Source organism: Roseofilum sp. SBFL, assembly GCF_017746885.1.
Lineage (GTDB): Bacteria > Cyanobacteriota > Cyanobacteriia > Cyanobacteriales > Desertifilaceae > Roseofilum.
Genome location: NZ_JAGHZH010000123.1, coordinates 1 through 12,070, shown reverse-complemented (window position 1 = coordinate 12,070; position 12,070 = coordinate 1). Strand labels below are relative to the sequence as shown.

Genomic DNA, 12,070 nt, shown 5'->3' with positions numbered 1-12,070 from the left:
GGTGTGGCGATCTCATTTTTGCCCATATGCATACTCTTGGGAATTGATATGCAGAAAAAATGGCGCGATCGCCTGCCTTGTCTACACTCTACGATTCCGAAAAGCTTTAGCTTTTCGGAGAGTGACAGAAGAGGGGTAATGATAGCTGCGAATCACCAGATCGATCGCCGCCACGGGCATCGAAAGGGTCAATAAATGGCGCAACTCGTAGCCATTCACATACATCCAGTTGGCTGTTTGGGCGATCGTCATATTCTTGGAACCAATTGAGCCAAATTGCAAGAGCTGAGTAAACCCCCATCCGGGAACTGGAATTCCCTTTGATGTACACAGATCTGAAACAATATGTCCCAACCAAATTAAGGGAGAAAAAATTTTATTCTCCCCAGCCATATTCCAGGTTTGAATAATTTTTAGGTTTCCTTGGACATCAAACGCCGTCAGGGAACCATTTAAGATATCAAATATGCCAAAAATCAACCCGAATAGGGGGTCATGACCTAAACTCAGTAAGCGATGGGTTTTGGGCGTTAATCCGGGAATATCGGAGCAAATACTTTTATCATAGGGAACCTTACAGACTTTTTCACACCATTTCAGAAATGGGTGTAACTTTCCATTGTCCATTCCCAACGTTCTCAACCATCCTGTAAATTGACTGCCTTTTTGCTGATATTTGCCCAAATAATTGATATCTTTGGGAATGGCTACTACGAAAAAATCCAGGAGCGTTGCTACCAAACCGGTTATCCCCACCACTGCATAATCGAGTTGAGACAGACGCGGTAATAAATCTGTTTTTTTCAATACCTCTTGTTTAATCCGCTCTTCCAGGGAAACCAGAGGATTATTGAGGAAAAATTGATCGTCCCAACTGGCGGACTTAAGAGAGGGAGACTTGGGGGAATTTTGGGATGAAATTTCATCGACTGAAACCCCTAAAATGTCGGCGATGTCTTTCATGTCTTTCTGGAGACGCTCTAAATGTTTTGATTCTTGCTGTTGAATCTGGCGAAGCGCATTGAAATCATGATGAATACCTGACATTTTCTGGTGGGATGCAGAAAAATCATCTTTGAAGTTAAATAAGTCTGACATGGGTCTAGGCGCTGGGAATGGGTAATCAGTTAATTTCAAATCCTATGGATTGAAATCATAGAATCACAATAAATCTTGGTTGCGCTGTAAGGCTCGTTTCAAGTAATCCAAGGCTTCTTCTAATTTCTGGATTTTCTCCTCATTCTCTTTTTTATTGTACATTAATTCATCTCGTTCATCTTCTAGAGCGCGAATGCCTTGCCGTTGTTCTTTGATAATTTCTTGAGCTAACCGGATATCTTTCTGGATAAAAATTAGCTCTTTCATTACCACTTCTAATTTGGCGGCTTCATTAATCGCAGTGGTGGGAGATTGGGCAAATAATGACCCCAAGCCTACTCCTGAACCTGCGCCCAAGATAGCTCCACCACCGGCAATAACAGCAGCACCACCTGCCATTCCGAAGCCTCCGGCGGCGATCGCCCCTCCACCTAAAAACGCCAATACCGAAGAAACTGCCGCCGCTCCTGACAAACCAGGGGCAATAATGGGGGCAAGAATACCCGCAATAATGGGCGTTCCCAATGCAGCAACTGCGGCTAAAACCACAGCTCCGACTGCTCCCGTAATCCAGGGATTAAATCCTCCCTTAATCCCGTCAACCGCTTCTTTGTGGTGAGATTGAAAGCGTTTAACACATTGGGGATCTAGATTCAACAGTTGGGCAAAGGATTTAAGCTGATCTTCAATCAGGTTTGAATTTGTAAACTTTAAACCCTTGAACTGCCCATCCCTCGCCTCTCCAATGATAGGATAATAGGGGGCAAATAGAGTTAATTCTAATAAAATCAAATAGAGTGAAAATTTATGTTCAACTTCTTGGGCTTGTTCTCTAGCCTTGACTTTCAAGTTGTCAAAATTAGTTATTAGTTCTACAATGTCTGTAGAGAGATTAGTCGGTTTCTGATTTTGCAAGATAAGATTCATGGAATCTCGCCATTTTTCCAGCCAAATGATCTTTAACCGCTTTTTGTTTTTATCGTCCTCTAGTTTAATATCTGTGAGTACCAAATTGTACTCTAAGCTATACATCAGTTGGGTTTGGGATGGAGTTAATCCAAATTCTTGCATAACCGTGACTTAGGCAAATTGAATCACTTATGGCTACTTTATCACGGTAATTTAAGGAACAGAAAGTAAATGTTACAAAATATCATAACAACATAAAAAAACCTCCCCAGTGAATAGGGAGGTTTTAATTCAATCTTGACGCACCGGTAGAGCAGTTTCGAGGATTTCCATCAACAGCTCTAACCGAGAGGGACGAGACAACAGAGGTACTAGGTTGGGTAGAGAGTAGTAGTCGCCTTTAAAGGTAAAGGTTTCTACAGGCATCTTATTTTTCTTTAACTGCGTTTCCACCCAGTTATAGCTAGAGTTCACCCGCACAATAATTACATTGGGGAGAATCTGCATGGTTTGACGATAGTAATCCAAAGCATCCACAAAGTAGGGAGAGCTGTTTTCTCCTTCGTCAGTCACCAAGATGATTTGTTCTACCCGTTGACGGTTGCGCCGCATGGCTTCCACCCCACAGCCGATACTGGTTCCACCCCCAGCGTTAATGTGCTTAAAGGCTTTTTCCCAGTCGGTGAGTTCTTTGCCTTGGGCTTTGACGGCATAGGGGACGGTATCAAAAGCGTAGACAAATAAATCAGCCGTGGTAATGCCGGAAATCAAGGCAGCAAGCTGCTTACCGACTTCGATCGCGCGATGCATAGAGCCGGACTTGTCCACAAGTAAAGCCGTCGGTTTAACAATGCTGCCCCGTTTCTTCACTTGGGTGTTGGCGATCGCCTCTAGCTTCGCGATCGTTTCCACATCCAGTTCCGTAGCATCCGATGCTACCTGCGCCTTCAGTGCTGAAACTCGATTCGCGTTTTGTGCCGCTTCGAGCTTCTCATCAATCAGCGCCTTCACCTCCGGATGATCCATCGCTCCCCGTTGTTTCAGAGAGTTCAAGTTGTTGATCGTCTCTTGAGGCGACATAGAATGAATCAGTGCCACCAACACCGTCGGCGTAACTTGATTTACCGCACCAATCGCAATAGTATAGGGAATACCATGCTTCACAATCAGTTGCGCTTGCTCTGCGGGAGTTGCCGCCTTTGCCACTTGCTTGAGGGCAAACGCTAAACTATCCTCTGGCGGATTATCCTTAAACAACACCGCATTCGCCCGTTCATTGGGCTTAATGTGCAAGGTAGCATACAGATGCTTCATCGCTTTTCGACCTCGCAGAGCCGCGCGATCAAATAGTTTTGGGTTGCCTTCCCGCTTGCGCAGATAGCGAGTCACTGCCGTCCGCGCACACCGAGGTACTTTATTTTGAAATTGCTTCATAAAGTCCACCACCCGCGCTACTTGGTAAGGTGGGAACTGTTGCAACATCACAAAGCCAGCGCTACGGTGTTCGGGCAGTTGGCTCGTGAGCAAAGAACCCACAAATACTTCCTTATGGTCGCGCACATCCCCATTGTGCTGATACCATACGGCCAAGTGACCATAAAAAATCGGGTCAAGTTGAACTAAAAGATCATGGAGTTCAGCCACTTCTTGCAATTTCCGGTGGGGAGTGGTGAGCAAGGAGTTGAGCATCTCCAAACGCAGATCTTGTTCTGCGTTTTTCACTTTTGCCATGGTTCATCTCCTAGACATATAAGATAAACTTTTCTAGGTACTTCGTATAAACTGGTGGCTAGAAACCGGGTTTCTAAGAATAAGATTACCGCACAAGTTCAAATCGCTTTTTCTGCCTGCTAATATCGGTTCAGGCTCGCAGCGTACCACTCCAAGTACGCACCGGTTTAGTTGGTGGAGAAGTATGTAGGCGACTTAAGTTGGGGCGCGGTTGTAATTAATAATTAACAATAATTTTTTGGACATGATTCTCATTCAATCAGAGAGTTAAGAAAAAAAGGTCATTTCGCGCAAGTTTAACAAGCTGTTGGGTCATACACGGGAATCGAACCCGCATTTTCTTGAGCCTAAATCAAGCGCCTTTTCCATTGGGCTAGTATGTAAGCTTGATGAGTGGGGGCGCGAAATGAGAATTTTTGTATTTTGTAAGTCTGTCAACAGGGAAGGAATAAAGATCACACCGCGCAAGTCACAAAAAGCGTTGGGGCACATATACAGGATTTGAACCTGCTACCAGTCGATTAAGAGTCGAATGCTCTACCAATGAGCTAATATGTAAGCTTTTCGAGTTAGGGCGCGGTGTGAATTTATTCCTCAAGGCTGTACCGTACAAGTCAACTCAGCAATATTTGTTTTGTTGCTCTACCATTGAGCGACATCCGCCAAGATGAAGGGCGGATGGTGGGAATCGAACCCACATTGTCTTTTTAAGAGACACCATTTATGTATGCTGAACCTGTTGGGGTACGGTACAGTTAGATCCCTCTAAATCTTGTTTTTCAAGGGGTGCTGAGTGCGTCCAGTTGGAGTGCTGGTTGTTCAGGGGTTTTCCCTTCTTGAACAAAGATCGTTAGAACGATGGCCATTAGCATCAGAACGAGTAACCCTAATGGAGGTTTCTTCGATTGGATTTTGTTTAAAAAACGCTCCTGACCGCACTTGAGGCAAACGTAGTGATCTAGGTTTTGGGTATTGCGAACCCAGGGACAAATTTCGTTACAGTTTGGTGCGTTCATGGTTCACCTCTGGCGATTCTTGTTTGGGAGTAGATTGTCCAAAGCGTGCGGTTCAGGAGTTGAGCGGATTTAAGCTTTACCCATAAACCGCTTCAGGACGGATAATAATGTCACCACTAGGGCGGCGATCGATAACATAGTCATTTAAGCGATAAACTCCAACTTCAAGATGACGTGCAATTCGATCCTTGAGGACTGTATCATTCATACTACCGTTAATTTCTAGTTGGGTTTCAGTCACATCATAGGAGCGTCCTTCAAATCGAATATGTACCATCTTGACACCTCCTTTGGGGATTACAAAAGAAATCGACGTTCTAAAAAATAGATGGATATAAGTTGAGTTTTGGTTTGTAAACCCTCCGATGGCGTGCTTTTCCGAGCCGGAGAGTGTGATTCGTTCGGTGAATCTTTCTTGACTGTTTTCGACAGTCGTTGATACAATAGGAACACTGTTTTTGACTCCTAAACAGTCATTAACAAACCCTTAAAGAAAAATTTCGGTTATTCAGTTTTCAAGGTTCAACAGCAAGGCTTCAGGTGAGACACATCTAACTTCCTTGCCCTCTACATTCACCATACTACATATCGTAATACATGATTGTCAAGGGTTATGGCAAAAAAATTTTTGTATGGCTCTATTGCTTCAGCTAAAAGGCTTGATCTGTAAGGGCTTGAAGCATTATGTAGTATAGTGAGACGCTATCGATTGGGGATAATACAGCAGTTTCCTCTGCTATCCGATACATCAAATGGCAGTTTTTAAAGATAGCCAGCATAGTTCAAAGTTAGATTGAGTCTGCCGTTAACGCCCCCTATTCCTTGTTCTTTTGCGCGAAGCACTATATAAAAAAAAACCACAGCTTTTGAGGCTGTGGAACAATGGAGTTGAGTTCATGCACGTGAGATCGGAAGAAGATTAGCCGCCAGCGACTGCGGGGACGATACTTACTTCATCCCCTTCGTTGAGTGGTGTTTCAGTCCCTTGTAAGAAGCGAATGTCTTCTTCTTTCACATAAATATTTAAGTAGCGGTTCATTTCTCCACTCTCTTTGCGGATGCGGTTTTTAATGCCTGGGCATTTTGTTTCTAAAGCGTCAAGAAGTTCGGCAACTGTGGCTGCTTGTACTTCTACGGTTGCCTCATCCTTGGTGTATTTTTGTAGAGGGGTAGGAATTAAAACTTTAACCATGATTGCAGTATTGTTCTGTTTGTGATTTGGAGATAGCGGGGAAAATAAGTTCCCCGTTCCAGATTTAACGGATAATTGGGCTAAGGATTTAGACCAATACTTGTTGCCATTCTAGGCGATCGAGGGTGCGCGCTCTCTCCATTGCCCGCTCAAAGCTATCTAGGTTTGCGTCGATGGTGAGGGGTTCGCCAACATACCCTTGAACGGCTTCTTGAGTTTTCAAGCCGTTGCCAGTAATGTAGGCGACGGTGGTTTCATCGGGGTCAATTTTACCCTCTTCCACCAGTTTTTTGAGGACGGCGATCGTGGTTCCGCCTGCGGTTTCGGTGAAGATGCCTTCGGTTTCTGCTAAGAGTTTAATGCCGTCAATGATTTCAGGATCGGTAACCGATTCGATGTTACCGTTGGTTTTGCGGGCTAAATCGAGGGCATAGACTCCATCAGCGGGGTTACCAATGGCGATCGATTTGGCGATCGTGTTGGGTTTGACTGGGGCGATAAAGTCCCGTCCTTCCCGGAACGCGGAGGCGATGGGAGAGCAGCCTTCGGCTTGAGCGCCACTAAAGCGGACCGATTTATCTTCGACTAAGCCGACTTTGATAAATTCTTGGAAGCCTTTGTAAATTTTGGTGTAGAGGGAACCGGAGGCTAGGGGAGCAACTACATGATCGGGCAGTTGCCAACCGAGTTGTTCGGCGACTTCGTAGCCTAGAGTTTTGGAGCCTTCGGAGTAGTAGGGGCGCAGGTTAATGTTGACGAATCCCCAGCCGTAGGTGTTGGCAACTTCGCTACAGAGGCGATTGACTTGATCGTAGTTGCCTTTGACGGCCATGAGGGTGGGATTGTAGATTAGGGTTCCCAATACTTTACCGGCTTCGAGATCGGCGGGGATAAAGACGCAACAGTCTAAGCCGGCATGGGCGGCGATCGCCGCAGTAGAATTTGCTAAGTTTCCAGTACTCGCACAAGATACGGTGGAAAACCCTAATTCTCTCGCTCTCGATAGGGCAACCGAGACCACCCGATCCTTAAAACTCAGGGTGGGCATGTTTACCGCATCATTTTTAATATAAAGATTTTTTAGACCTAATTGCCGTGCTAACCGATTTGCCTTCAGAAGAGGAGTCATCCCCGTACCTACATCAATCACGTTATCGCTCAGTAGAGGAAGGAACTGACGATAACGCCAAATGGAGTTGGGGCCGGCTTCAATAGTTTCACGGCTAACTTGCTGGCGCAAACGGTCGTAGTTATAACTTACTTCTAGGGGGCCAAAACATTCTTCACACACATGCTTGGCTTCGAGTTCATAGGTTGTGCCGCACTCTTTACAGACTAACTTTTCACAGGCAGCCTGGGAACTCCGATTTAGGGTTTCAGTGGCAAGGGTCATAAGCTTTGTCTTCCTCTTTGTTTAACGTGCGAGTTCTGATCCTCGATTGGCATCGTATCACCGGGGGTCAAGGGTCGTCAAACAATCCCGACTAAAAAAATCGGGATTAACAAAACCTATAATTAGCAAGGAGTTCAGACAACAGATGGGTGCAGGTATGCCACACTAGGACAAAATGAAAAAAATAAATTTTGGATTATGGACTTTTCTAGAACCAGACAACAGTTCTATCAGGAAATACAGCAACCAGAAGCCTCCATCTCCCTAGCTAAGGCAGCCCTTTACATTGCTGCTGAAGCCTATCCAAAACTCAACCCGGTTGAATACCTGCAACAACTCGATCGCATGGCAGCAGAGATCCAAAGCCAGCTACCGACTCAGCGCTATCCCTTGCGTATTATCCAAACGATTAACGATTATCTGTATGGGCAGCTCGGTTTTCGGGGGAATACCGAAGACTATTACGATCCGCGCAATAGCTTTTTAAATGAAGTCCTCAACCGACGTACGGGTATTCCTATAACCCTGGCTTTAGTCTATTTAGAACTTGCCCAACGGCTAGAATTTCCTATGGTGGGCATTGGAATGCCGGGTCATTTTTTGATTCGTCCTGATTTTGAAGAGGTCGGAATTTTTGTTGATGCTTTTGATCGAGGAGAAGTCTTATTTCCTGAAGATTGTGCCAAGCGGTTAGCGCAGATTTATGGACAACCGATAGAATTAAAGCCTCAATATCTAGCCCCTGTCAGTCCTCGACAGTTTTTAGCACGAATGCTGACGAACTTGAAAGTGATTTATCTGCACAATCATCAAATCGATCTCGCCTTGGCTGCTATTGAACGGATTTTATTGTTATTTCCCCAAGCGCCTACGGAATTGCGCGATCGCGGTTTAATCTCCTATGAATTAGGTAACTGGAGTTTAGCCACCCAAGATTTAGAAGACTATTTGTACTATCTCCCCCAAGCTCAAGATAGATTGATGATTCAACAAATTTTAGCCAAAATGGACACCAATCAGGGATAATTGAGCAAAATTAACCTTAGTTCAAGAGAGATCCCAACCCTGAGTTTCAGCACGAGTGAGCGATCGCCCCCATTTTACATACTCCATCTTCGTCGCTTCCAGAATATGGTTCATTTTCACGGGTTTCTGGGCATCAGCGGCCAAAAAAGCCGCATTCAGGGCAATGGATTTAATATTTCCTCCGGTAATATCCAATTGCCCCAAGCGCTTAAAATCCAAGCCCTCTGTCGGTGTTTGTTTCGGAAAAATGCGCTGCCAAATTTTACTCCGTTCTGGGGCTTTGGGATAGGGGAAATTGACGATAAATCGCAGGCGACGGATAAAGGCTCGATCTAAGTTATCCTTAAAGTTGCTGGTTAAAATCGCTAATCCTTGATAGGCTTCCATTCTCTGTAACAAATAACTGACTTCAATATTGGCATGGCGATCGTGGCTATCTTTAACTTCTGTACGCGAACCAAATAGGGCATCCGCTTCATCAAAGAGCAAAATTCCGCCCCCCTTTTCCGCTGCATCAAAAATACGGCGTAAATTCTTCTCGGTTTCGCCGATATACTTGCTCATTACCGCACTTAAATCAATGCGAAATAAATCTAATTTCAGTTCATGAGCTAATACTTCAGCCGCCGTCGTTTTGCCTGTGCCACTGGTTCCGGCAAACAGGGCAGTTAACCCCAACCCGCGCTGATTTTTCGCCGCAAACCCCCAATTTTGATACACGATCGCCTGTCGGCGGACATGAATGAGAATTTGCTCCAAAATCGATTTTTCCCGCTCTGGAAGGATAAAATCTTCCCAAGTGGTTTTCACGTTAATGCGTTGGGCTAATCCTTCTAATTCCGGTCTGGCTTGCAACCGACAAAACTCCCAAAGTTTCTCGCTGATTACTTTAGGAGGTAAATCGAGCTGCGATCGCACGGCAGCACTTGCGGTTTCAATCATCGTTGCCGATAAGCGAAATTGAGCTGCTAAGGATGACAAATATGGCTCTAAAGCTTCTGGATAATCCTGCCATGCCTTTTGCCACAGTTCCAGTTGTTCTCCATATTGCAAGGCTTCTACATCAAAGTTCACGGTATGGAGGAGGGGCAACCGTTCATCGGTGGCGACGATAACTGGGACTTGAAGAGACTGTAAAAAGGGAGACAGAAGTGAGGGGCGGCTTTCTGTTGTTTCCGATTCATTGACCTCTACCAATAACAAACTCGGTGAAAGGGCACACCAGCGTTGCCAACGCATGACTAACCGTTGCAAGTCCTGCCGATCTCTGGGAATAGCGTCACTGGGCAGATGGTAGAGGGGTAAGTGTAAATACTGACTGATATGGGTGGCAATTTCCCTTTGTAACTCCCTGACTCGATTGCACAATTGGATAATCGGTTGATTCCTTGAAGCCCCTTGAAACACCGATACAGCTTGATGGATGATGCTCTTATAGGAGGGTTGCAGAACTGTTGCGGTGAATTTTTGAACGGGAGTAATGGTTCCTGTCAGGATTGGATCGTGATAGGATTCTCCCATGAGATATTGTAAAACCGCTTCGTCAATTTGTAGGGAAGCGCGGGGAAGTTCAGGACTGGCTGCATAATGAATCAGTTGCCATTTTCGTAGGGGATGAGCTTCAGTTAAGGCATCCCAATGGGGTTGGGGAAAACAGGCTAGGGCCAGTTGAAAGGTAAGATAGTTCTGTTCCGCATCATTGTGGGCGATCGCCAGTAGATTGGGAAAAAGAGGATGGATGGCTTGGCCGACACAACAGAGGATAATACTACATTCAAATAGGGATAGGTCAAAGGTTTGACGTAAGCTTCTGAGGGTGACTGACTCTTCTAGAACTTGGCAAATTTCTTCAAGGTCTTGGTGCGGATCGAGAAAACCAGAACTTTCTTGACCCTCCCGGTTGGCGATGTGGCGATCGAGCAAAGAATGAATGGTGGAGATGGCTTCAACCAGGCAATCAATGATATCCTCTTGAAGGTCGTTCGATGTAGTGGCGATCGTCCAATCCTTAATATTCTTGGGTTGATGGTCTATGACCTTGAAGTTATTATCCAATTCGAGATCCTACCAACAAAGTTGAGGTTACATTCATAGTTATAAATCTTTATCCGCTCGATCGCACGGTGGATCGGCTTTACTGCTATAGTCAATGATATAAAATCTAGTTTGGCTAAGATTATGAGTGTTCGCCGCCGCCAACAACACCAAACTCGCCCCGTGCAACCAGAAACCCCCTCGCCTCAGTTCACTGGCCCCCCAGGACTTCAGCCAAAGGTGCAACAGAAAGGGCAAAAGGCGCTACCGCAATGGCAACCTGGCGGATACGGAAACTCAAGTGTAATACAACGATCGCTTTTTGGGAGACGCAATCAACCGCTAAATATCCAGGAATTACTAGAAAAAATCCTAAAGAGCAAAAAGAGCAGGCAGGCCTTGCACAAGTTTTTAAGTAAAGAGTTCAGTCAGGAAAATCTAGATTGCTATCAAGCAATACAAGCGTATAAGAAAAAACCTGCCAGACGAAAGGCAGTAGAAATATATCAGACTTACATACTTCCCGGCTCACCTTGTGAGGTTAATCTTACGTATGGAACGAGACAGGATTTGCAGGATTTGGCAGAGGAGGGAACTCTACACGACTATACACAGTATACACAAGATAATCCTGACTCATCATCTGTGAAGTCTGGATTAACTTCTATTTTCGGCACTCATAAAGGCGATCCAAACTTGTTTAAGCGCGTTGAGAAAGAACTATTCAATAACATCATGAGCGACCCTTTGGGGAGATTTAAGAAGACTAAAGAATTCAAAGCTCTTAAGTTGACTTAGACAAATCTTTCGGCTAAAACGACCTGTAACCCAGTGCGATCGCCCCAATCAACGTCTCGTCAGTTTCTGAGGGGGTTATGCCAGGGGTTTCCAGATTTTCATAATCTAGATTGCAGTCTTCTCTGATTACCATCATAATACTTAAAAAAACGTAAACTCCTCTATCTTCATCGTCATTATGAGTCCTCGCCGCCGCAAAACCAAAACCCAAATCTCCTCTCGGTCATCCGTATCAGAAAAAAGGCCCCTCAGTATGCTGCTTCCCCAGTCGTGCAACCCAAGAGACAGAGGAAAAGACAAAGGGAACTCCCGGAGTGGGAACCCGGCGGGAGTGGGCAATCTAGTCCTCTAGAGCGACTGGGGAACTCAGCCAGAGTACAAGCCAAATTAGCGATCGGACAACCCCACGATCCCTATGAACAACAAGCCGATCGAGTGGCGCAAGATGTAGTAGAAACCATACATACGCCTGAAACCCCATCCACTCTGCAACGGGAAATGGGAGGAGAAGGGGAGGAGGAGATGCAGATGAAACCGATGATACAACGGCAAGAGGCGATCGCCATAGGAAGTGGAAAGCCTCCCACCATCCAACGCGCTCTGGCTACCACCCAAGAATACACGACGATGAAAGCGAATGCCCGTAAAGAAAAAACCAAGTGGTCTGGAGCGCTTTCAGCCAAGAACTATGGCAAGAAGAAAAACAGTTACGAAGAGAAGAGGCAAGACAACGTTGACATCCTCCCCGGTCTAAAGACACGGGGATTCCTAAACCTCACAATTTAGGTTTCTGCTTCATAGCAGTTGCCTTCACAGATTTACTCAGATCGGGTCTTACACTCGCTCCACAGACTGACACCGCAAGTCCTGCGG

The 12,070-nt window shown here is 45.4% G+C and carries 11 protein-coding genes and 2 tRNA genes; 3 read left to right on the top strand and 10 right to left on the bottom strand.

Going from position 1 to position 12,070, the window contains the following annotated elements:
* Positions 1 to 81: 81 nt before the first annotated feature.
* The 8 genes from J7545_RS13375 to thrC all read right to left on the bottom strand — a co-directional run bounded on the left by J7545_RS13375 (position 82) and on the right by thrC (position 7,339).
* A complete protein-coding gene (locus tag J7545_RS13375; RefSeq protein ID WP_318699178.1) occupies positions 82 to 1,098 on the bottom strand; it encodes a hypothetical protein in 1,017 nt (338 codons plus the stop codon).
* Between the two features lie 63 nt (positions 1,099 to 1,161).
* A complete protein-coding gene (locus J7545_RS13370) occupies positions 1,162 to 2,169 on the bottom strand; it encodes a hypothetical protein (RefSeq protein WP_318719666.1) in 1,008 nt (335 codons plus the stop codon).
* Positions 2,170 to 2,298: 129 nt separating this feature from the next.
* Entirely contained in the window at positions 2,299 to 3,729 is a 1,431-nt protein-coding gene (locus J7545_RS13365) for a vWA domain-containing protein (RefSeq protein ID WP_413038621.1), read from the bottom strand.
* 317 nt (positions 3,730 to 4,046) lie between these two features.
* A tRNA-Leu gene (locus J7545_RS13360) sits at positions 4,047 to 4,121 on the bottom strand.
* A gap of 103 nt (positions 4,122 to 4,224) precedes the next feature.
* Positions 4,225 to 4,296, bottom strand: a tRNA-Lys gene (locus tag J7545_RS13355).
* A 534-nt stretch (positions 4,297 to 4,830) separates the two neighbouring features.
* Complete coding sequence (locus J7545_RS13350; protein ID WP_271940176.1) at positions 4,831 to 5,031, bottom strand: hypothetical protein; 201 nt, start codon at positions 5,029 to 5,031, stop codon at positions 4,831 to 4,833.
* Positions 5,032 to 5,673: 642 nt separating this feature from the next.
* A complete protein-coding gene (locus J7545_RS13345) occupies positions 5,674 to 5,949 on the bottom strand; it encodes a MoaD/ThiS family protein (RefSeq protein WP_413038622.1) in 276 nt (91 codons plus the stop codon).
* 85 nt (positions 5,950 to 6,034) lie between these two features.
* On the bottom strand, positions 6,035 to 7,339 hold the full coding sequence (thrC, locus tag J7545_RS13340; protein ID WP_318699182.1) for a threonine synthase: 1,305 nt from the start codon (positions 7,337 to 7,339) through the stop codon (positions 6,035 to 6,037).
* Between the two features lie 198 nt (positions 7,340 to 7,537).
* On the opposite strand from thrC, the gene J7545_RS13335 reads away from it, so the two are divergent.
* A complete protein-coding gene (locus J7545_RS13335; protein WP_318699183.1) occupies positions 7,538 to 8,365 on the top strand; it encodes a transglutaminase-like domain-containing protein in 828 nt (275 codons plus the stop codon).
* A gap of 21 nt (positions 8,366 to 8,386) precedes the next feature.
* On the opposite strand, the gene J7545_RS13330 is transcribed toward J7545_RS13335, so the two are convergent.
* On the bottom strand, positions 8,387 to 10,420 hold the full coding sequence (locus J7545_RS13330; RefSeq protein ID WP_318699184.1) for an ATP-binding protein: 2,034 nt from the start codon (positions 10,418 to 10,420) through the stop codon (positions 8,387 to 8,389).
* Positions 10,421 to 10,543: 123 nt separating this feature from the next.
* Here J7545_RS13330 and J7545_RS13325 point away from each other — a divergent pair, with 123 nt between their 5' ends.
* On the top strand, positions 10,544 to 11,197 hold the full coding sequence (locus tag J7545_RS13325) for a hypothetical protein (protein WP_318699185.1): 654 nt from the start codon (positions 10,544 to 10,546) through the stop codon (positions 11,195 to 11,197).
* 13 nt (positions 11,198 to 11,210) lie between these two features.
* Here the strand turns inward: J7545_RS13325 and J7545_RS13320 are convergent, their stop codons facing one another.
* A complete protein-coding gene (locus tag J7545_RS13320; protein ID WP_318719665.1) occupies positions 11,211 to 11,333 on the bottom strand; it encodes a hypothetical protein in 123 nt (40 codons plus the stop codon).
* A 134-nt stretch (positions 11,334 to 11,467) separates the two neighbouring features.
* Between J7545_RS13320 and J7545_RS13315 the strand changes: the two genes are divergently transcribed.
* Positions 11,468 to 11,983, top strand: coding sequence for a hypothetical protein (locus J7545_RS13315; RefSeq protein WP_318699186.1), 516 nt, complete (start codon positions 11,468 to 11,470; stop codon positions 11,981 to 11,983).
* Positions 11,984 to 12,070: the final 87 nt, after the last annotated feature.

What these genes read in the sequence shown, in the direction of transcription:
- J7545_RS13335 (WP_318699183.1), top strand. Translation starts at nt 7,538, where the DNA reads ATGGACTTTTCTAGAACCAGACAACAGTTCTATCAGGAAATACAGCAA.
- thrC (WP_318699182.1), bottom strand. Translation starts at nt 7,339, where the DNA reads ATGACCCTTGCCACTGAAACCCTAAATCGGAGTTCCCAGGCTGCCTGT.
- J7545_RS13350 (WP_271940176.1), bottom strand. Translation starts at nt 5,031, where the DNA reads ATGGTACATATTCGATTTGAAGGACGCTCCTATGATGTGACTGAAACC.
- J7545_RS13375 (WP_318699178.1), bottom strand. Translation starts at nt 1,098, where the DNA reads ATGTCAGACTTATTTAACTTCAAAGATGATTTTTCTGCATCCCACCAG.
- J7545_RS13325 (WP_318699185.1), top strand. Translation starts at nt 10,544, where the DNA reads ATGAGTGTTCGCCGCCGCCAACAACACCAAACTCGCCCCGTGCAACCA.
- J7545_RS13320 (WP_318719665.1), bottom strand. Translation starts at nt 11,333, where the DNA reads ATGATGGTAATCAGAGAAGACTGCAATCTAGATTATGAAAATCTGGAA.
- J7545_RS13370 (WP_318719666.1), bottom strand. Translation starts at nt 2,169, where the DNA reads ATGCAAGAATTTGGATTAACTCCATCCCAAACCCAACTGATGTATAGC.